Source organism: Streptomyces sp. NPDC031210 (assembly GCF_055570395.1).
Genome location: NZ_JBVIHH010000009.1, coordinates 209,291 through 228,855 on the forward strand (window position 1 = coordinate 209,291; position 19,565 = coordinate 228,855).

At 68.1% G+C, this 19,565-nt stretch carries 16 protein-coding genes and 4 pseudogenes; 9 read left to right on the forward strand and 11 right to left on the reverse strand.

The genetic code is table 11. The features are described from left to right. The first annotated feature begins 38 nt into the window (after positions 1-38). Positions 39-638 (forward strand): CGNR zinc finger domain-containing protein, encoded by a 600-nt coding sequence (locus ACZ45Z_RS18810; RefSeq protein ID WP_468363308.1) that lies wholly within the window; start codon positions 39-41, stop codon positions 636-638. A gap of 304 nt (positions 639-942) precedes the next feature. On the opposite strand, the gene ACZ45Z_RS18815 is transcribed toward ACZ45Z_RS18810, so the two are convergent. Further along, a complete protein-coding gene (locus ACZ45Z_RS18815) occupies positions 943-1,653 on the reverse strand; it encodes a TetR/AcrR family transcriptional regulator C-terminal domain-containing protein (protein ID WP_468363310.1) in 711 nt (236 codons plus the stop codon). Positions 1,654-1,773: 120 nt separating this feature from the next. Between ACZ45Z_RS18815 and ACZ45Z_RS18820 the strand changes: the two genes are divergently transcribed. From ACZ45Z_RS18820 to ACZ45Z_RS18830, 3 genes and pseudogenes are all read left to right on the forward strand, one after another. Next, positions 1,774-2,490 carry a DUF4386 domain-containing protein gene (locus tag ACZ45Z_RS18820; protein WP_468363312.1) on the forward strand — a complete coding sequence of 239 codons (717 nt, stop codon included), beginning with the start codon at positions 1,774-1,776 and terminating at the stop codon, positions 2,488-2,490. Between the two features lie 229 nt (positions 2,491-2,719). Then, a pseudogene (locus tag ACZ45Z_RS18825) lies at positions 2,720-2,843 on the forward strand (IS630 family transposase); the annotation flags it as partial. A gap of 798 nt (positions 2,844-3,641) precedes the next feature. Then, on the forward strand, positions 3,642-3,890 hold the full coding sequence (locus tag ACZ45Z_RS18830; protein ID WP_468363314.1) for a hypothetical protein: 249 nt from the start codon (positions 3,642-3,644) through the stop codon (positions 3,888-3,890). A 258-nt stretch (positions 3,891-4,148) separates the two neighbouring features. Here ACZ45Z_RS18830 and ACZ45Z_RS18835 read toward each other — a convergent pair whose 3' ends face one another. The 3 genes from ACZ45Z_RS18835 to ACZ45Z_RS18845 all read right to left on the reverse strand — a co-directional run bounded on the left by ACZ45Z_RS18835 (position 4,149) and on the right by ACZ45Z_RS18845 (position 8,875). Then, positions 4,149-6,218 (reverse strand): SpoIIE family protein phosphatase, encoded by a 2,070-nt coding sequence (locus ACZ45Z_RS18835; protein WP_468363316.1) that lies wholly within the window; start codon positions 6,216-6,218, stop codon positions 4,149-4,151. Between the two features lie 571 nt (positions 6,219-6,789). Beyond that, positions 6,790-7,686, reverse strand: coding sequence for a hypothetical protein (locus tag ACZ45Z_RS18840; protein ID WP_468363318.1), 897 nt, complete (start codon positions 7,684-7,686; stop codon positions 6,790-6,792). Between the two features lie 313 nt (positions 7,687-7,999). Then, the gene (locus ACZ45Z_RS18845) at positions 8,000-8,875 is read right to left on the reverse strand and encodes an FKBP-type peptidyl-prolyl cis-trans isomerase (RefSeq protein WP_468363320.1); all 876 of its coding nucleotides are present in this window, start codon (positions 8,873-8,875) and stop codon (positions 8,000-8,002) included. 593 nt (positions 8,876-9,468) lie between these two features. Here ACZ45Z_RS18845 and ACZ45Z_RS18850 point away from each other — a divergent pair. From ACZ45Z_RS18850 to ACZ45Z_RS18870, 5 genes and pseudogenes are all read left to right on the forward strand, one after another. Beyond that, positions 9,469-9,723: pseudogene (locus ACZ45Z_RS18850) on the forward strand (IS5/IS1182 family transposase); the annotation flags it as partial. Positions 9,724-9,900: 177 nt separating this feature from the next. Continuing rightward, positions 9,901-10,221: a hypothetical protein gene (locus ACZ45Z_RS18855; RefSeq protein WP_468363322.1), complete on the forward strand. Its 321-nt coding sequence runs from the start codon at positions 9,901-9,903 to the stop codon at positions 10,219-10,221. A 49-nt stretch (positions 10,222-10,270) separates the two neighbouring features. Next, a complete protein-coding gene (locus ACZ45Z_RS18860; protein ID WP_468363324.1) occupies positions 10,271-10,540 on the forward strand; it encodes a hypothetical protein in 270 nt (89 codons plus the stop codon). A 299-nt stretch (positions 10,541-10,839) separates the two neighbouring features. Next, positions 10,840-11,343, forward strand: coding sequence for a hypothetical protein (locus tag ACZ45Z_RS18865; RefSeq protein WP_468363326.1), 504 nt, complete (start codon positions 10,840-10,842; stop codon positions 11,341-11,343). Positions 11,344-11,453: 110 nt separating this feature from the next. After that, positions 11,454-12,242 (forward strand): annotated as a pseudogene (locus ACZ45Z_RS18870) (inositol monophosphatase family protein); the annotation flags it as partial. Positions 12,243-12,665: 423 nt separating this feature from the next. Here ACZ45Z_RS18870 and ACZ45Z_RS18875 read toward each other — a convergent pair. The 7 genes and pseudogenes from ACZ45Z_RS18875 to ACZ45Z_RS18905 all read right to left on the reverse strand — a co-directional run bounded on the left by ACZ45Z_RS18875 (position 12,666) and on the right by ACZ45Z_RS18905 (position 19,370). Continuing rightward, complete coding sequence (locus ACZ45Z_RS18875) at positions 12,666-13,259, reverse strand: hypothetical protein (RefSeq protein WP_468363328.1); 594 nt, start codon at positions 13,257-13,259, stop codon at positions 12,666-12,668. A 387-nt stretch (positions 13,260-13,646) separates the two neighbouring features. Beyond that, positions 13,647-14,054 carry a hypothetical protein gene (locus ACZ45Z_RS18880; protein ID WP_468363330.1) on the reverse strand — a complete coding sequence of 136 codons (408 nt, stop codon included), beginning with the start codon at positions 14,052-14,054 and terminating at the stop codon, positions 13,647-13,649. Positions 14,055-14,360: 306 nt separating this feature from the next. Then, entirely contained in the window at positions 14,361-14,888 is a 528-nt protein-coding gene (locus ACZ45Z_RS18885; RefSeq protein ID WP_468363332.1) for a CHAP domain-containing protein, read from the reverse strand. 322 nt (positions 14,889-15,210) lie between these two features. Further along, positions 15,211-15,656, reverse strand: a pseudogene (locus tag ACZ45Z_RS18890) (transposase family protein); the annotation flags it as partial. A 761-nt stretch (positions 15,657-16,417) separates the two neighbouring features. After that, complete coding sequence (locus tag ACZ45Z_RS18895; RefSeq protein ID WP_468363333.1) at positions 16,418-16,924, reverse strand: hypothetical protein; 507 nt, start codon at positions 16,922-16,924, stop codon at positions 16,418-16,420. Positions 16,925-17,322: 398 nt separating this feature from the next. Beyond that, positions 17,323-18,000 carry a peptidoglycan DD-metalloendopeptidase family protein gene (locus ACZ45Z_RS18900; protein WP_468363335.1) on the reverse strand — a complete coding sequence of 226 codons (678 nt, stop codon included), beginning with the start codon at positions 17,998-18,000 and terminating at the stop codon, positions 17,323-17,325. A 74-nt stretch (positions 18,001-18,074) separates the two neighbouring features. Continuing rightward, entirely contained in the window at positions 18,075-19,370 is a 1,296-nt protein-coding gene (locus tag ACZ45Z_RS18905; protein ID WP_468363337.1) for a peptidoglycan-binding domain-containing protein, read from the reverse strand. Positions 19,371-19,565: the final 195 nt, after the last annotated feature.

Sequence of the window (19,565 nt, forward strand, 5' to 3'; positions counted from 1 at the left end):
GTATCTCATGGATGAATGCGGGACGTACCATGAGAGGCATGAGTGAGACCCTGACCGCCGAGTCTGCGTTGCCACCCGCGCCAGGGGCGGGGGACCACCTCGCCCTCGACTTCGTCAACAGCGCCATCGCACTGCCCGGTGGCCAGTTCATCGACCTTCTCGGCACCCCCGAGGCGACGAATCAGTGGCTCACCGAACGCGGCCTCGCTCCGGCCGATGCCGGGATCCAGGAGATGTGCACGACGCAACTGCGCTCGCTGCGCGAACACCTCAGGGGACTGTTCGCCGCCCGCGTTGCCGGGCTACCCGCCATGCCCGCGGCCCTGTCCGCCGTCAACGCCGCGCTGAGCAAGGCTCCCACGGCTGCCCTGCTGCACTGGGACGAGAAAAACGGCCCCTACCGCGCGACGCCGTGCCCCACCAACGAGATCCTCGACCACGCTCTCGCGACCCTTGCGGCCAACGCGGCCGACCTCCTCACCAGCGCCGACGCCGACCGCCTGACCACCTGCGGTTCCACCCCCTGCAACCGCTACCTGCTGCGCCACGGCCGCCGACACTGGTGCTCCACCCGCTGCGGCGACCGCGCCCGCGCCGCCCGCGCCTACGCCCGTCGCACCCATCCCAAGGCCGACTGACGCACCCGCCGCACCCGGGCCGGCCGCCCGGGCCGATGTCTGTCCGGGACTGCGCCGACCGACTGGCGGCATCGGTCCCGACCGCAGAGCGGCCATGCGCGAGGCGGCGCGCATCGACCGTCGGTCATCGGTATCGGCCATCGGTCATCGGTCGGCAGGGTCTTCGACGGGATCTGGTCGCGAGCGGCACCGAAATTCGCTGAACACGCGCTCGTCCGCGCCCCTGACGCCCCACAGGAGCAGTCCACTCAGCGGCGAACAGACAGCCGTCGCTACGCGGCCAGCACCCTCAACCTGGGCAAATTCACTGGGACTTGTCCCTCAAGTGGTCGGCGGAAGACCACCCCTGCCACCGCAGTCTCTCGAACCCGTCCAGGAGGAGATCCAGCGCGAACTCGAACTCGAACTGATCGTCACAACCCTGCCCCACCACAGACCCCTCGTCATGAGCCACCGCGCCGGCCAGCTCTCTGACGTACGGGTACTCCCCCACATCCTCCTGAGGCGCGGCCGCCTGCGCTCGCGGGTCAGGGGCGGGCGAAGCATCGAACAACTCCTGCGTGAGGCCCATCATGCGGCTGCCCAGAGCGTGCATCACATGGTGTGTCAGATCGACAGAGAAGCCACCGGTCCGGAACATGCCGATCACAGAGTCCATGTACGCGAGCACGACCGGTGTGGGGCTGCTTCGTGACTGGATCACTTGGGCGGCCCAGGGGTGCCGGAGGAGAGCGCGTCGCGCGGAGAGGATCCTCTGGCGTACCGCGCTTTGCCAGTCGGGTGCCGTGGCCGGCGGATCGATCTCGCCCATGACGACATCAACCATGCCGTCCAGGAGCTGCTCCTTGTTCGCGACGTGCTTGTAGAGCGCCATCGGCACCACGCCCAGCTCCTGCGAGAGCCTGCGCATGCTCAGCGCTTCGATGCCGTCGCCATCGGCGAGCGCGGCGGCCGCCCGCAGCACCCGGTCCCTGGTCAGAGGGGTCCGGCGCACCCCCTCCGCCTGCTGAGTCATCTGGTTTCCAGCTCCCTCGTGATGCGTCGAATCAGCGCCTGGCCTTGACGAGTGTACGGAGTACACCTACTGTGCGACTTCGGTGTACGCCGTACACCTTTTCTCTGAGGGTGGGTCCTGGTGGTATCAACCAGAAGAACCGCGATCGTCGTAGGTGCGCTCTTCCTCCTCACCGAGGTCGCCGCGATCGGCGGGCTCGCGCTGTACGGCCCCGTCCTGCATGACGCGGACTACGTCGTCGGTCCCGGTGCCGACACGCGGGTGTTCCTCGGCGCACTGTTCGAACTCGTCCTGGCGGCGGCCGTCGTTGGCACCGGAGTCGTGCTGTTCCCGGTCCTCAAGAAGCAGAACGAGGGGGCCGCGCTGGGCTATGCGTGCGCCCGCCTCCTCGAAGCCGCCGTCATCGTCGTCGGCATCATCAGCGTTCTGTCGGTCGTCAGGCTGCGGAGGGACTTCGAGGGAACGGCGGACAGCGATGCCGCCTCACTCGTCGCAGCCGGCAAGACCCTGGTGGCCATCCATGACTGGACGTTCCTCATCGGGCCCAACTTCATCTTGGGAGCCAACTCGCTGGTACTGGCGTGGTTGATGTACCGCGCCGGGCTCGTCCCACGGTTCATCGCCGTGTTGGGGCTCGCCGGGGGCGTGCTGATCTGCGCTTCAGCGACGGGAGTGCTGTTCGGGCTGTACGAGCAGGTCTCCGTGGCGGGGTCGGTCGCGGCGATCCCCGTGTTCGCGTGGGAACTGAGTCTTGCCGTCTGGCTCATCGCCAAGGGGTTCAAACCGGCTCCCCTTCCCGACCAAAGGAGTGAGGGGAACCACCGCGTCACCCTGTAGCCGGATGACGTGTCGTCACGTACATCACGCTTCTGTTTCGGCTGTATACCGGCGACAAGCGAAGCCCCTCGCTGTGCGCAAACACCAGAGCGCAGAGGGGCCACCACCTCACACAACCCATAAGGCACAGTCCTAGTGCTGTAACCGCGTAGGTTCACCGGGTTGGCGGTCGGAGCGGTCCGGCGCGGTCGGACGGAGGGTTACGCCCGTTCCGACCGCTGGAGGTGTGGTGGCCGAGCCAGTGCGGATACGCAGACTGACCGATCAGGAAGAGCATAAGCTACGGCAGATCGTGCGCAGGGGCAGCCAGTTCGGTGCGCTATCGCCGGGCGATGACTCTGCTGGCCTGCGCCGAGGCATCACCCTCCAGCGCACCAAGACCTGAACGGAGTCGCCCCGGCCCCGAGCCTGACGCCAAGCTCGACCGGACCGAGCAGATGCGGGAACGCTTCCCGGCCCCGGGTCTTCACCTTCGACGAGTTCGCGCCCCTCGGACACCCGACCTGCTCGCCGCCCAACGACGCCAACACGCCCGCATCCGCATCCGCAGCCGTAGCGAGAAGGACATCCGCTGGGGCGGACTGACGCCCCCTCTCACCGCAGGCTGACCAACCTTGACGTACGTCCTGGTCACACCAATCCCAACTCAGCTCGATAACACTCAGTCACATAGGGCATCTCCACCGGGCGCCCTGCGTCCAGCAGCGCACGGACCCGCAACAGCAGCTCCTCCCGCGGTGCGGGCCCCAAAGTGATCACATCGCTGCGGGAGGTGACCATGTCCAAGACCTCCCCAGCCCTCATCGGATGACTCCAGCGGAAATCCTGCCGCTCGACGGGCCCGAACGGCACGCTCACGCCCTCCACTTGTCAGACTTCCGGCGGCACTGCGGCGCAGTCGCGCAGGATCCGCTCCGACTCTGCGGCCCAAGGCACCAACATGTCACGGGAGTTCCACACCAGGCCCTGAAGTACGCCAAGATCGACGCCGCCATCGAGCTGAGCCACTGCCAATTCGACGGCGTTCCCGACCTGTACGGCGCCCAGTTGCGCCAGCTCGATCTGAGCAAGTCCGTTCTGCCGGGCCTGACCTCGGCGACCGTGCGGGTCGAGGGGGTGCTTCGGACGACGGGCTGCTGTATGCGGGGCCCGTGCGGCTCGGCGGTGCGCAGATCTCCGGGGCGCTGTTCATGGAGCGGGCGGAGTTCACGGCACCGGACCGCTCCGAGCCGGTGCTGCAGCTCAACCAGGCAACGATCGGGGACGACGTGTGGGCGCTACAGATGCGCGCGCACGGGCAGGCACGGCTCACTGGTGCCTCCGTCGCCGGGCGGATCAACATTCAGGACGCCGAGTTCAACGGACCCGGCGCGGGAGCGAAAGCCATCGGGTTCCCGTAAGCCCCCAAGGAGTTGGTGGCCGAAGCCGCCCGGTCGGTGGGGGCCGGTACCGAGGAGGTGCGCCGTCACCCCTTGCTGAGCACCCGTAGCAGGCAAGCGCGGGTTGTTGTTTGCGGTGCAAGCGCTGCGGAGTCCCGGGCGGACGGGAACGGTGACGGGCATGTCGCGCCCTTGAAGGAGCGATCGCTACGACTGGAATCGCAAGCGAGTGCTCCCGGGTAGCGCGACAAATTCGGCTTGTGGCTGGTCGCGCGAGGCTTATCGGCGGATGCGCGTGATGAGCAGGGCGACGTCGTCGTGGTCGTAGGGGTGGCGCAATGCGTCCAGGAGACGGTCACACGTCTCTTCGAGGTTGTGGTGTGAGCCGTCGAGAAGAGTGAGCAGGGCTCTCAGGCGGGTGTCGATGTCCTGGTCACGGGTCTCGATCAGGCCATCGGTGTAGAGGACCAGTTGGTCACCGGGGCGCATGTCCACGGTGGTGGTGTGGAAGGGGACGCCCCCGACGCCGAGCGGTGCGCCGGTGGGGAGTTCGAGTAGTTCGGGGGCGTGGCCGGACCGGATGAGGACGGGGGGAGGGTGTCCGGCGGTGGAGATGTGGCACTGCGCGGCGTGGGGGTCGTAGAGCGCGTAGACGCAGGTGGCGATGTAGGGGTCCAGCCCGGCGGTGATCCGGTCGAGGTTGCGCAGGATCTGGGCGGGCTCGAGGCCGAGTCCGGCGAGGGTCTGGGTGGCGGTGCGCAGCCGTCCCATGGTGGTGGCGGCGTTGATGCCGCTGCCCATGACGTCGCCGACGATGAGGGCGGTCCGGTCTGCGGGGAGGGGAAGGATGTCGTACCAGTCGCCGCCGACCTCGTTGGTAGTGCTGGCGGGCTGGTAGCGGGAGGCGACTTCCAGACCGTACAGGGGCGGCGGCGGTTCGGGCAGGAGACTGCGCTGGAGGGTGAGGGCGGTGTCGCGCTGCTGCTGATACCAGCGGGCGTTGTCGATACAGACGGCCGCGCGAGCGGCCAGCTCGACGGCCAAGGTGGCGTCGTCCTCGGTGAAGGGCTGTGGGTTGCGGGCGCGTACGAGGTCGAGGGCACCGAGGACTTCCCCGCGCGCGATGAGCGGCACAGCCAGATAGGAGTGGACGCCTGCGCGGGACAGCAGTGCGGCGGCGCGGGGGTCGCGGGCGATGAGGGACAGGTCGGCCTCTCCCACGTGGGGCACCATGACGGGCCGGCTGGTGTTGACCGCCCGGGTGACCAGACGGTCGGCGTCGAAGCGGGCCACTTCGCCGGGAGGGTCGACGGCATCGGTGGGATAGGCCCCAGCTATGGCCAGGGCTCGGAACAATGCAGGTCCGTGAGCGGGGATGGCGGTGTGCTCGCCGGCCAGGGCCGAGTCGAGAACGTCCACGGAGGCCATATCGGCGAGCTCCGGCACCGAGACCTCGGCCAGCTCGCGACATGTCTGATCCAGGTCCAGCGTGGTGCCGATGCGCACGGAAGCGTCGGCGACCACCGAAAGCCGGTGCCGGGCCCGGTCGGCCTCCAGGGTCGCGCGGTGCCGGTCGGTGACATCCACCACCGAGGTGGCCACGCCGAGCACCTTCCCTCCAGAGTCCTCCAGGCGGTAGTACGAGACCGACCAAGCGTTCTCGCTGTCGGAGTCGGCCCGGGTGCGGCCGACGGTGTACTGGTCCAGCCGCGGGGTGCCGGTGGCCAGGACCTGCCGCATCGTGGACTCGACAGTGTCGGTGTCGAGGAACCCCAGTGCCTCTCGCACACTGCGACCGAGGTGCTCTTCGGCGGGGAGGCCGTTGATCCGTTCCAGCGCCGGGTTGACCATCACGTACCGCAGGTCGCGGTCCAGGACAGCCAGCCCGATCGGCGACTGATCGACCAGCCGCACGGACAGCGCCAGGTCCCGCTCCACCCGCCGCAGCATTGCCTGATCGGTGGCCAGCCCCAGGGCATAAAGATCACCGCGGTCGTCCTGCAGCCGCATATTGCGGAACTCCAGCAGTCGCGTGCCGCCGTCCTTGTGCCGCACAGGGAAAACGCCCGCCCAAGTCCCTTCGCCCTCCATCACCCGAGAAAACAGGCGGAGCACGTCATCGACGTGCTCCTCCGCCACCAGTAGCTGCGCCGCGAACTGGCCGAGCGCTTCCTCGGCGCTGTAACCCAGCAATGCCTGCGCCTGCGGACTCCAGAACACGATCCGCCCGTCCGCATCCAGCACCCCGGCCGCCACGCCCAGCATGTCCAGCAGCCCACCCGGTGGTGAGGCACTCTGCTCCGCACGGCCGGCGGAGGCGAGATCGGCCTGGATCCCGTTTGTGTCCATGGCCAGCGGCTCCTTCCACCAGGGGGCACGGCGGCGACCGCGTCCCCTGCGTGGGCGACGTGGCATCTCCCATCGTCTCTCCGCTTCAGTGGCTCCCGCAGCACCTGCGTGCGCGGACACGGCCGCCGGTCCCGCCATCCGGGCCGTCGGCCGGCATCGGCCATGGGACCGGACCGGCCATGGCTGGCGCGGCACGCTGCGGCCATCGGCCACGGTGCCGAGAGCGCATCGATGCACGGGGCGTACGAGCCGTGGGGCAGGACGCGCCTGAGGTGGCCGGACCGGCGCCGGCTGGTGGCAGCAGACGCCATACCGCCATACGCCGGGGCCTGAGCGCCGACGGCAGCGCGGTCGGCCACCCGAAAACGTCTCGCTCCCTCTGGCGCCTGCCGCTCCGCTGTCGACAGCAGCGAAGGACCTGGCCCGGAGCGCAAGCGGCCACACCAGCGGAGCGAACGCCGCCCCGGCAAACTGCTCCGACCTGCCCGACACGTAGCAAGCTCACCAGCCCTCATACGAGCAGCGAGCTATGCGTCAGTCCGCGTCCTCCTCGTACGCCGGCAGGCTCGCCCTACGCCGGCGCGCCGGCAGTTCCCTCCTCGATCCAGCCGGCGTCGTGCGGGAATTGCGGCAGCGGCTTCTTGGCATTCTGCTCCGGCTTGCCGAGGATGCTCCGGAGGAAGCCCGGCAGTTGCGGCGTCTCGCTGAACTTGTCCGTCTTCTGCGGGACCCGGCTCACGGCCGCGTGCCAGATCGTGGCATCGGCGACCTCCGGTCCGAGAACGCTCACGTGGATGCCGTTGACGCAGCCGCTGGTGGCCTTGGGGTCGAACTTGTAGTGCTTGTCCGGACCAAGTGTGGGGCGGCCTTGCTCGTCCGTGGTCACCTGCTCATTGGTGGTGACCAAGGCGAACGGCGCCTTGCTCTGGTCAGCCGGGATGCGAGCGCCGAGGTCGGCTGGCCACAGCGGCGGGATGTCGACGACCTTCTGGCCCATGAAGGAGATGTAGCCGCGGGCGGCACCACCGTCGAGCTGCACCGGCTTGCCCGGCTGGGAGAACGCGGTGACCCGGCAGGCGTCCACATGCACGCCGATCGGCGATAGCTGGGTGCCACCCCTCGGATTGCCGACGTACGGCAGGCCGACGTCCATCGAAGCGCCGCCCGCGTCCGCGTACGCGGCGCCCCGGAAGGCGACCTTCTCTTTGCCCGCGACCGCCTGTGGCACGGCGTTCCGGAAGGCACGCGAGGACAGGGCGGCACCCTTCCCGATGCCGACACCCCCGGGCGCCAGGTTGATCAAGCCCGCCCCACCCTCCTGGTTCTTGGAGGCCGACGGAGTGGTGGGGTCGGCCACCTCGAAGAGCTTGGCGTCCTTGACATTCCCGAGCCCTCCGAGGCGCGCCTGCCAGGCGTTGGCCTGAAGGCCATCGCCGAGACGTACAGGTGTGTCGAAGCGACGATGCAATGAAGAACAATTGCTCTAAGTCATTGAGTCATTACTTAGAGTGGAGCGTTGCGTGCTGCCCCGGTTCCCCTCTTCCGGGCGTCCAACTCACCCGACGGGTTGACGAACGGAGCTGCCGAGCCGGTGATCCGGCCGCACTTGGAGCGAGTCACAGAGTCCGCCCAGACAACACCGCGACCAGGTATCTGCGCTTCCACGGCTGCAATTCCTGACCGGGCCTTCTCGCGCCGGGCGTCCTAGCGGCCACGCCGGTCCAGGATGTCGAGGACGTACGCGACGTCCCTGCCCCGAGGGACACCCACGCCGCCCTTCGTCATCGTGAACGACGCGTCGTGGTCCTTCGGAACCACGAGAAGCAGCCTGCTGCCCACCGCCGGCCCTTCAGGGCCTCGTACCAACCGGGCGGCACCGCACCCTTCTCGACGACGAATCCATTGGGTCCGCTGCACAGATACGTCGAGGCGAACGGGTCCTTCTTCCTCCACGCGCGCCCCGACCACTGCACCACGGCGGTGTCGCCCTCACCAAGCTCGGCGCCCTTGCCCGCCACCAGCGTGCGGATGCTCACCTCGCGAGGCGCCCTGCCCCACGACGTGATGTGCGGATCCTTGCCGGGCTCAGTCCGCACCACGGGCCCGGAGTTCTTGCCGTCCGTGGTGGCCGAACTCGCCTCGCAGACCTGCTGCTTGGGGCCGTATCCGCCGATGACGTCGAAGACGAGAACCATATGGCTGCCCGGCCGGACCTGCGCGGGCGCCATGCCGTGGGGTCCCCTGAATCCATGGGTCGCCGGAGCCAGCATGAGAACCCGGCTGCCCGCATGGCGGCTGAGCAGCGCCTGGTCCCAGGTGCGGGCCACGTGCTCGCCGTCGAGGACAGCGGCGGTGGGCTGCGCAAGACGGTAGGTGTCCATGAGCGGCTTGTTCCCCTCCCACAGGCGCATGTCGACGTCGGTCACAACGACCTGACCGTTGCGCGTGACGGGTCCGTCGCCCGCCCTGATGACCTTCATCCGCGCCTCGTCGGGCGGCGGCAGGTCGGGGATGATCACGGTGGGCCGCTGCCCGAACTCCCCACTTACCTCAGGGATGTTCTCGCGCTCCGGTGAGGCGCACCCGACGGCGAGCGCGGTGAGAAGGCCGAGGGCGGCCGTGCGGGCGAGCGCGGTGACGTACATGCGCGCCAGCATCACGCGCAACACCCTGCCCCTGCGGCCATTCACGGAGCCGTACCCCGTCTGGGTGTACGGCTCCGTGTCGGACCACACCACGGATGTGGTCGCGGGCGGTTCCGAAGACCCTGACCACCGAACACCTACGGGGTCGGCGTACCGGGCGGCCACGGCCGCGAGCGACCCGTCCAGCCCACCCCTTCGGTTCGCCTCTGGTCTGCTGGCCGCTCAGCGCCGCGAGCGCGGGACACGTTGGCCGCACTCGCCGGCCGCAGTCCCAGGCACCCCGACCGGTGCGGATCCCGTCCCGGTCCGACGGGTCCGCCTCGCTCCAACGAGCCTGCGCTGAACGGCACGGCGAAGACGGCGGCCGTGGTCGACCCAACGTTCGTCTGAGCCGTTGTTTCGGCCGAACGCACCCGGGCTCGACACGGCCGCAACGTGCTCTACGAGCGCACGCCCCTGGGCACCCAGCTATGCCAGCGTGACACGTAGCCCCGGAAGGGAAACGGATCCGACGCGAACCCATCACTCAGGCGGCAGGCTTTGGCTGTTGGTGGACGGCTTCCACGCTGACGCCCTCCAGGAGTCATGGACCCCCGCGCCTTCCTTGTTGGGCTGACAAGGGCTAATACCAAGGCGCCGAAGGTGCCGTCCGCGCGCCTTACCGCGGCCGGTGGCGCGACCGCTGTGCAGGCCAGCAGGGCGTCAACCGCTCCCAGGCCACGGTCTGAGTCCTCGGCGAACAGGCCATGGCGACCCGCACGACCGGTCGCCTGCTGCGCGAACCGCGGTGCGGTACGAGCCGCATCACTGAGCTGATCAAGGCCGGCTGCGGGCGCAGGTGGGCGTCAGCGGGACGCTAGCGAGACGTCAGCGCGGCGTTAGGCCGGCAAGCGAAGCTTTCAGCAGACCAGGTGCTCACGGTGTCCGCACAGGGCATCGATCGCACCGAACGCAAATCACGGGAACCCGCACAAAGGAAGACCGCAAGGGCTTGGGCCCACGCGGCGCGGGGACCCGGCTCAGGGGAGGAAATTCGCATGACCACCGGAATCAAGGGCTGCGACAACCAGTCCAACTCTTTCGTCTCTTTCCTCAATGAAGAGCACGCCGGGGACAGTCAGTCCGTGAGCCCGAGGTCGCACAGCGACGCGTATGCGTGGATCTCGCAGCACAAGGAGAAGCCGCTGAGCGTCCAGACCGGACGCGGCCGCTGCATCATCTGGGATGACGACTGGAAGGTGAAGGGCGAGTGGGACGACGGCAAGGGGGAGTTCGTCCTCGCCAATGTCCAGCACAGCCCGCAGGACTACAAGATGACGGTCAGCGGCACGGGTGACATCAGCCTGTCCGCGGTCTGATCCAAGGACCGGGATCGGGACCAGGAAGACCAGGAAGAGGGGGATCGTAATGCCGATGCAGGACTGGCGTCCGGCGAACGCCATGGAAAACCTGACGGGAAACTGGGTGTACTACGTGTGCACCGCCGTCAACGCCTTCGCGAACATCCATTTCAGCCGCCACGTGGACAATTCCGCCGAGGACCATATGGCGACAAACGACGGCGCCTATTACTACTACGGCGTGACCGGCACGTTCAATCAGGCGGCGCAACAGGCCGACCAGTCCATCAGGCAGGCCCTCTACGACGCCTGGCAGGACTACTTCAACGTGCGGTGAGACCTACCTGAGACGGTAGCCGATCCGCCGGCTCCATCCGCTCCAACGGCCAGGAACAGCTCGACTGCTCCTGGCCGTTGGGCCGTCCGGCTTCTTGCGGGGCCTGCCCGCCCCAGGCGCGGGGGGGGGAACCTTCTCCGTTGGTCTGGTTCAGGACGACTGGATGCCGGACCTTGTCCCAACTGATCCGATCCGGCCCGCCGTCATCCTTGAGGCTGACCGCCGCTCCGCCGTGCGGCCATCGCCCGCCCTCCGGAATACCGATGGCAACGGCCGGGCGCCCCGGCAGGATCAGCCGCATGACCACGCACCCCACCACTCTTCCGCCCCGCTGGGCGGTCTGGGCCGCACACCTCACCACGCTGGTGGTGCTGCCGTCCGGGCTCTGGCGCATCGCCCTGGTCCTCGGCTATCCGTCCGGCTACCGGGAGGCGGACTTCGGGCCGTTTCAGACACCCGGCGCGAAGATCTCGATGCTGACGCTGAGCGTGCTCTGCGAGCTGCTGGCCTTTTTGACGATCGGCCTGGTACGACCATGGGGAGAGGTTGTCCCCCGCTGGATCCCGCTGATCGGCGGCCGCCCCGTACGGCCGCTGGCCGCCACGGTCCCGGCCGCCCTCGGCGCTCTGGGCCTGACCGTGCTGTGGGCCAACGTCCCCTGGTGGTGGACGTTCGCGCACGCTGACATGACCGACACCGGAAACCTTGTCGTGGGCATCCTCTATCAGCCGCTGTTTCTTTGGGGGCCATTGCTCGCGGCAGTCACCGTCTCGTACTACCGACGTCGGCGCCGTAGCTGCTGATCGGGCGACAGTCTGAAGGTTTCGCACCTCTCGCCGCGCTTCCCATCCGGCTGCTGTGCGCACGGCGTACGACCAGTGGGATCAGCCTCGCCCCCGATAGTCTGAACGGCGTGACCAACTCGTACGCGGGCCCTGACGATACCGGGGTGGCGATAGCTGCCGCACGTTCCGGCGCGGACGTGGTCCGCGACATGTACGGCGGGCGGCTCAGCCGCATCGACAAGGGCCCCGGGGACTTCGCCACCGCTGCCGATGTGGAGGCTGAGAAGACAGTCCTGGGCGTCATCCGTGCTGCTCGGCCCGATGATGCGGTACTCGGCGAGGAAGGCGGGCAGCAGGGCGCGCCCGGCGCAGTGCGCCAGTGGTTGGTGGATCCCTTGTGCGGCACGCTGAACTACGCCGTCGGGAACATGCTGGTGGCCGTCAACGTTGCGCTGCGCCAGGGGGCGGCCGCGGTTGCCGACCCGTTCAGCGGAGAGATCTTCTTCACCGACGGTAAGGCCGCTTGGGTGCGGCATGACGGGGTCGATACGCGGCTGGTGCCCACGCCCGCCAGTCAGATGGTGGACGTCAACCTGGATCCGCCGTTTCCGAGCGCGCCCAGTTTCCGGGCCGTGGACCTGCTGGCCCACCCTGGGTTCGTCGAGCGGTTCCGGCCGCGAGTCGTGTCCACGACGCTGGCGTTGGCCTGGGTCGCGGCAGGCAAGCGCGCCGCGTATGTGACCGACGGCGGTGACCTGTCCGGGAGTGTGCATTTCGCCGCCGGCATCGCTGTGTGCCGAGCCGCCGGCTGTGTCGTCACCGGAATCGACGGCGCCCCCATCGGACAGGCCGGCCGCGGGCTTGTGGTGGCCGCCGACGCGGAGACCCATGGGCTACTGATGTCGATGATCCGGGGCGGAAGCTGCCGAAGCCAAGACATGTCCGAGGGGTGGGCAGGGGAACCGCCGGAGGCTCAGATCGGCCTCGGTGTCGGCCGGGTGCCTACGCCTGTTGCACCGCTCATGACTCACCAGGCAGGCCCTACCGTCCACCGGCGCGCCCGCCGGCTGTTACAGCGAACCTGGCCAGGCGCATTGATCCACATCGACGTCACGAGAATCGGCCGCATCCGTGACGTCGGCGGCCGCAGAGTCCTCGGCCGGGCGGGTGGGCGGGTGGGCGGCTGAGCGGCCACCGGCCGGCTGCCGGCTGCCGGCGAGATAGGTGCAGCCAGCGGCGTCCGCCAGCCACGCTCAACGGGTCATCATGGGCGAGGCGAGGCTGGTCTCGCCTCGCCCGCCGGAGCCCGCCCCCGCCACTGGGCTTGCACCGCTTCATGGTCACCCGCCTTGGGGGCCGTCGAAGGGCTTGCGGGACTTGTACAGCCTCTCGCGTTCTCTCAGGACTGAATCCACCGCGTCCCGCAGTGGACTGTGCCGCCTGGCCTGTTCGGCTGCCTGCAAGGCTGCCTTCCGGCGCTCGGCTTCGCGGTACCGCCTGACCCCCGCCGCCTGGGCCTCTCGCCAATTCTTCACCGACCACCAGAATTTGGTCAGGTGTGCGGGTTCCTGGGGGTCCAGTCCGAGAGCCGCCCATTTCTCCGGCTCCTCCAGGGTGCTGTGGGCCCGCTGGGCGTCGCCCAGCATGCCGAGCACGACCACATCGGCACCCCGCACCTTGATCCCGATGCCCTCCCACTGGTGCGGTGTGTGCCCCTTGGCCAAACAGTCCTTCTCCAGTTCGCGCAGAAGCTCGCGCACCGTCCTGGGCGAGACGGGCGGCGAGTCGCGTTGGGCAAACGCGCCGCTGCGCTGGGCGACCATCTTGTCAGCGATCACGAAGGGGAGCGAAGGTCGGGGCAGGGCCTCCAGCACTTGCAGGACGTCCTCCCGGCTCGGTGTGTGCGCCGGTTGTTCCTGTCCGTCCGTTCCCATCAGCCCTCACTCTCCCCGAAGTTGCCGGCCAAGGTGTCCATTGCACCGCACAACTCAGGGCTTGGCCAGGGCATTTGCCGCCACCGGTGCAGCGGCGAGGGGGTCCGGACGTCGACGACGATCACGCCTTGCGCCGGCGATGGCACTCGATGACCGTTGCCTGTCGTGCGGACTCGCGGGTTTCGGTGTCTGCGCAGATGCCGTAGATCGGTAGCGACGCGCTGGTGGGGTGCTCCCTCTGGTCCCGTTTGACGGTTCCGTTTGCTGCGCGCCCGGGCACTTTGCGCAGTCACGCGTCTCGGCGCGCAGTCCCACGGGAACCGCCACGATGGATCCGCAGACCCTGAGCGGCAGCGCGTTGAGGGAGGCCCGCGTCGGCTGGGCACGCTAGGAATCGGGGCGATCGTAGACGGGATCGTAGGCGTCCGTGTCGATCGGGAGCTTGCGCTTCTCCAGATGCCACCGCAGCGCTGCCGCAGCCGTCCAGGCAGGGATCTCAAGGGTGTCCGCCCGCTGCTCGTCCTCCCGCGCCTTGCCGAGCGCCTCGTCCAGGCCGCCCCCTCGGGATCTCACTGAGAACAAGGCACCCAGGGTGGCCTGTTCGTGCAGGTCGTGGCGGACTTCGGCGAGGACGTCCCGGACCCCGACGAACGCGCGCCCGGAGGGAGAACCTTGCGCGTCGACAATGCCGCGGACGACAGCCTTGTGCGCGGCAACTATCAGCCACGACTCCAGGGAAGCCAGGTGCCTGCGCCACTCGCTGCGCTGACGCCAGTCGCGATATGCCCGCCTCAAACTACCTACCACGGCCCACCCCCCACATCTCGGCCTGTTTTGGTTCCACCACGGTAGCGATACGCACGCCTCGGAGCTGTTCCGGATCAGTGGTGGCGCGAGGTCGTCTGTGCACCGGTGCAGGACGGCGCGCACACAGGCCGTGTCCGGCGGTCTACTGGTGGGCTCTCGTACAGTACCGAGGCCGAAGCCGTGGACGCCGGCGCGCACCCAGCACGACAACCGGGCCGGCGGCCTGCCCACCGTCAGCGCCACAAGCCGAACGGCTCGCCGGCGGAACCGGCGAACCGTCACGGATGATTGAGGCTAGTTAACGGGAGAGACGTAGCCGCTGATCGGCATGCCCCAATACGAGGTGTCGCCTACCGCCCCGTTGTAGGGGCCGTCGTGGTGGGCGGAGGAGGTCGACGGGTCGTTGGTGACCTCGTTGCCGCCTATGCTCTCGATGGTCCCGTCGGGATTGACCGCCGTGACGAGGGCAACGTGATCGGCGTATCCGTTGCCGTCGTAGTTCATGACGACTGCGTCGCCGACGTGGGGATCCGGATGCAGCCCTGCGCCGTACTGTCCGAAGCTGCCCGCCGCCGGGGTCAATCCGTCGACGTTGTAGCCCGCTTGTCCCCATACCCATGCCGCGAAGTCGGCGCACCAGTTTTCCGGCGAGCCACCGTCGCCCGTGCAGCTCGAGTTGTAGCCCTGCTCGCCCGCGCTGTTCGTGTCACAGGCGTGATGGTCGAGATTCGCGTTCGCGATCGCCACGATGTCGTCGGGCGCGGCCGACGCTGTGCCTGTGGCCAGCATGAGGGTAGGAATCGCCAGGGCTGCTACCACCATGCCCCTGACGATTGGGTGACGCATCTTCCGGGATGTCATGAGTTTCCTCTCCGTTCAGCGGGATTGGACGCTGTCGCGATGAGTTGGCGCCGGTGATCGGCCGCCGGCCGGGCCTGCTCCGCAGCCTCCACTCGGCCAGCTCGCCCCCGCACCGGTTGGCTTACCGGGCCTGGCGCAGCAGCTCCGGCGACGGATCGTCGTGCGCCGAACTCGTCAGGAAGGACCGTAGAAGCCAGCGATGAAACCGCCCTGAAACGGTGCCGAACCGATGCTCCTGCCGGGGGCCCGCTAACTCCCAAGGCACGGCGCGCAGTTGAGCGGTGTTGATTGTTCGCTCGGCTTCGTTGCGACGGTTGTAGGTGGTGTTGTCGTGGCCGGTTGGGTCGGCCGCCCAGTGCTACCAACGGCGGTGGCGGTTGGCCCGCTAGTCCGTGCGCTCGGGAATCGTGTGCTTGATCTGCCGACAGACAGCCGCAGGTATCCGCGATTCCGGCGGGACGCGTACACCTTGTCGCCACCCAGCCACCCGGCCACCCAGTCACCCGGGTGGCCGGGTGGCCGGGTGGCCGGGCTTGGCCGGGGCGCGTGCGCGGATGACGCCCGCCGGAAGGGGAACTCGGACGCGTTCCCGGAAGGGGGAACACGGACGCGTCCGAGGACCAGGATCAGTTGTGGGGCATCACCCCACCGGCGGCCTGGTCTGATGACGAACGCGAGTGGACGTCTGCCTCCCTCACCGACAGGGGCCTGCGACCCGCCCACGGACCGGAAGACGAAGCGTCGACGAAGTGGACCGCCCGGGGCAGCACGACGCCCGTCCCGTTTTCAGCGTGGCGACGAAGGACCACGGCCCGGCCGGGGTTGAACTGGTCGGCGCTGCGGCCCCGCCCGTAGGCATGGCAGAACAGCAACTCCGGGCTGGTCGGGCATCAGGACGCAGCCGGTTGCTCACGTCAACGGCCAGCACGATCCGCCCGTCGGCGGCATGCGGCAACGGCGTGGAGGCAAGCAACCGACGCAGGCGGCGCGGCTCCAGACAGCCGTATGGTTGACCGCGTCGTACATCCCACCGTGCACGCGCCAGTTCTCGCACGCGCCAGTGCTCGGCCGCCGGCGTCTTCCGGGCCAGCGATCTGACCGACCCCTCTGCACACAACACCGCATGGGTGGGAATGGGTGGGACCGAGTGAGAAACACTTCGCCGCCGCCGCAGATGTGACCAGCGGGCAGGCTGTCGCTCAAGCGGTCTACGGGCTGAGCGGTCTACGGGCTGTTCCTCAAGCAGGTCGGCTGCGAGACGGGCCTCTCAGCCGCGAACCAACGGCACCGCCGTCCGGCCTCCCAGGCCCTGGGAGAGCCGGTTCTTCCACAATCTGGGAGGACGCCCAACTGCCAGGGCTGACCGGCGCTCTCTCCAACCGGCTGGACGATGTAGCGCGAGGCCAGTGGGCGATGCCGCGACGAGAATCCGTGTGGGGCGGGGAGGCCCGTCGGCATGTTTCCCGTGCGCGGCATCCTCACCCCTTCCTTTAGTAGACCGAGGCATTCACCTCGCAGAGGGCGACCTCGGAGGCTCGGTTGGTGAAGTTCATTTTGACGCTCTTGGTCCGGGTCTCGCCTGGAGGAACCGAGACGAAGACCTTGTCGGTCTCAATGACGCCACCGGAGGCGTCAACAATCCTGATCTTGATGGCGAGGGGCAGATCGACGTCGGAACCCTCGGAGTTGTCTACGAGGAGAGTCGTGGCCGCAGTGCTATCCGCGCACTTGAGCACCTTGACCCTCTTGTCGTTGGAGGACGTGCGGGGGCCACTGTTTGGGGAGTTGGTGGGAGTGGCGGAGGCGGAGGAGACAGCGGAGCCGGTGCCTGGGGACGAAGGGCCGGGGGTGGCTCCTGAGGAGCCGGTGCCGGAGGGCGACGGTGAGGCGCTGCTGTCGCCCGCGGGGGCCTTGTGCTCACCCTTGTGGTGCGAGCCGGCGTCGTCACGGCCGGCTGAGCTGTCGTCGTTGCAGCCGGTCAGAGCGAGCAATGCCACGCCAATAGTGGCGGCCAAATGTGCCCCGCGCGCAGGTGTATGACGGCGAATCATATAGAAAACTTCCTCTGAGTTGATCTTTCTGAGCCCGCGGCACCCTAGCTGCACCTGGGTTCCCGCGGTGGGTTACACAGGCCGGGCAATCCATGCCCGGGATCCATGCCCGGGCATGGATCCCGGGATCCGTGCGCTTGTCGGCATGAGCCCTGAATCCTGAGCCCTGAGCCCTGAGCCCTGAGCCCTCCCCCAGGCGGGTCTGCTTGATCGCCTGATCCCTGAGGGGTCACGGGCGTGCTGACAGCAGGGCCGGCGCACCACTGTGGCCCCGGAGGGACGGCGCCGGGGCCAGGGTGCGTGTCGCATGATCAGCGGTCAGGGATACCGGTCGGTGTCCCTGCTCACCAGGCCGGTTTGCGATCGTGGCCGTAGCGGAACGGGCCTGCCGGGTGGTCCTCGAAGTGCAGGTGCGGTCCGGTGACGTTTCCGGTGGACCCGACCCTGCCGAGCCGCTGGCCGGCCTTGATCTCCTGTCCGGGATGAACGCTTCGCCAGGACAGGTGGCAGTAGACATAGACGCGGCCGTTGTCCGCCTGGAGGCCGATCCAGTTGCCGTAGGCGCCGCCCTGAGCATCGGACCACTTGATGGTGCCGTTCCGGACGGCGACGACCGGCGTGCCTTCCGGCGCCGCGTAGTCGTCTCCGGTGTGATACCCCGTCTGGTAACTGGCGTTCGGCACACCGTAGGCGTAGTTGATGTCGTGCCCCGGCACCGGTGAGGTCACATTGCCGCCCGACGGCGCCTCGTCTCCGTCCCCCGCCTGCACCTTGAAGCCGTACTCGGCTCCGAGCTTCTTGAGGGACGTCTTCCCCGGGACGCCATCGGCGTCGCTGCCTGAGTATCCGAGGTGCTGTTGCCACTTGGCGTAGGCGGCCTTGGTATGGGGGCCGAACGTGCCGGGGGCGGACGAGTAGTCGAGGCCCACAGCCTTCGCCAGTGCCTCCTGCACCGTCAGGACACTGCCGTTCCTCGCACCGGGGTGGGTGTCAGAGAGGGACACCACTTCCGCTGGCTTCACGCTCGATCCTCCCGTGAACAATTCCGCAACGCCGTCCGCCACACTGTCGAACATCTCCCCTATGGCGGACACGGTCAGTAGCCCATCGGGGGCCGGCTCGGGTCGAACTGCTGGACACGCCCGGCGAGGTTGGAGCCGTCGCGGTACACGCCGTACCTGACCATCACGTAGTTCATGGCCGCGCAGATGTTGGCCACACCGTCGTAGATGTTGTGCGAGGTCCCGGGCTGGTGGTTCTCGGCGAACGTCTCCGGCATGACCTGCAGCAGCCCGCGCGTACAGCTCTGCGGATGCCCATCACTCTGCTCGGGCCCGTGGGCGTTCGTGTCGTAGGTGTTCACGGCGTTGAAGCGGTAGGTCGATTCGCGCTTGGCCGCGGTCATGATGCCCTCCACCCAGTGGGCTGCCGGGACCTTGAGGATGTGGCATGCCTCCTTCGCCGCCCTCGACGCACTCCCGTCCGGCACGTGCTTGTAGGTCACCGAGTCCAGGGGGATGGCGATGCGCCCGGTGCCCGGCTTGTCGTCGTCGTCATCTCGCTTGCGGTCGAAGAAGTCCAGCCCGTGCACCCTGAACTTGTGTCGCTTGCCGAGCTCGACGAGCGAGTGACGGCCGAAGACGCCGTCCGCGTCCGCGCCGGTGAAGCCGAGCTCGCGCTGGAATGCGGCCACCGCGGCCTTGGTCCGAGGGCCGAACGTTCCAGGCGCCGAGCTGTAGTCGAGCCCCACCTCCGCCTTCAGGGCGGCCTGCACGATCCGCACGGAGACGTTCCTCGCCCCGTAGACGATCTCGGAAGCCTTCACCGAGTGGTCCTCGTGCGGGAGCCTGTGCCCGTGCCAGCGCCACTCCTTACGCATCGCACCGCCCCGGTGATCGTGCGGATCAGCGGTCGGTGGGCACTCGTTGTTGGGGAACTTGGGTGCGAAGTACCCGACGATACTCGCGCTCTTCCGCTCGGTCTTGTGCGAGTACACGCCCTTGCCTTGGTCGGCGTCCGTGGCGCCTGCTTCAACGGTGTTGCCGCCCTTGGTGTAGACGTACGTCTCGTCAAAGCCGACCACGAGCTCCGTGTGACCACCGTCGTGGAGGTTGACCCACGCCCCGACCGACGGATACTCGGACCACTGGTCACGCTCCTTGGCCCACTCGGTGAACCCGTTGACGTTGGCGATGTGCGGCACGAACTCTTCCAGGCCCATGTCGGCGTACATGTCCCAGTCGAACATGACGCACCACGGCTGGCCGTTCATGCCGTACTGCTTCCCGAACCGTGTCCGGTTGTCGTACTCCCCGTCCACGTTCGCCTCGTAGACGCCCTCCTTGATGCTCTGAATGTGATCGACCAGCTTTCGCCACTTCGGCGTTGCCATGACTGTTCCACCCTCCGAAATTGTCGGTTTCCGCGCGTGTTTCGGCGTCGCGAAGCGCGGAGCGTATATCCGTGTCCCTTTCGCAGCGAAAGGCCGCGACCGGTGAATTGAAAGCGAAGGAGAAATAGGCGCGATCCAGGCGTGCGTCACCCCACCGCCTTATCGAGCGATTCGCTGCTGCGCGTGCATTAAGTG

Bases quoted from the DNA above. Each gene is read 5' to 3' on its own strand.
- ACZ45Z_RS18845 (WP_468363320.1), bottom strand. From the start codon at position 8,875: ATGCTGGCGCGCATGTACGTCACCGCGCTCGCCCGCACGGCCGCCCTC.
- ACZ45Z_RS18855 (WP_468363322.1), top strand. From the start codon at position 9,901: ATGACCACCGGAATCAAGGGCTGCGACAACCAGTCCAACTCTTTCGTC.
- ACZ45Z_RS18810 (WP_468363308.1), top strand. From the start codon at position 39: ATGAGTGAGACCCTGACCGCCGAGTCTGCGTTGCCACCCGCGCCAGGG.
- ACZ45Z_RS18835 (WP_468363316.1), bottom strand. From the start codon at position 6,218: ATGGACACAAACGGGATCCAGGCCGATCTCGCCTCCGCCGGCCGTGCG.
- ACZ45Z_RS18815 (WP_468363310.1), bottom strand. From the start codon at position 1,653: ATGACTCAGCAGGCGGAGGGGGTGCGCCGGACCCCTCTGACCAGGGAC.
- ACZ45Z_RS18865 (WP_468363326.1), top strand. From the start codon at position 10,840: ATGACCACGCACCCCACCACTCTTCCGCCCCGCTGGGCGGTCTGGGCC.
- ACZ45Z_RS18905 (WP_468363337.1), bottom strand. From the start codon at position 19,370: ATGGCAACGCCGAAGTGGCGAAAGCTGGTCGATCACATTCAGAGCATC.
- ACZ45Z_RS18885 (WP_468363332.1), bottom strand. From the start codon at position 14,888: ATGGTGGTAGCAGCCCTGGCGATTCCTACCCTCATGCTGGCCACAGGC.
- ACZ45Z_RS18860 (WP_468363324.1), top strand. From the start codon at position 10,271: ATGCCGATGCAGGACTGGCGTCCGGCGAACGCCATGGAAAACCTGACG.
- ACZ45Z_RS18875 (WP_468363328.1), bottom strand. From the start codon at position 13,259: ATGGGAACGGACGGACAGGAACAACCGGCGCACACACCGAGCCGGGAG.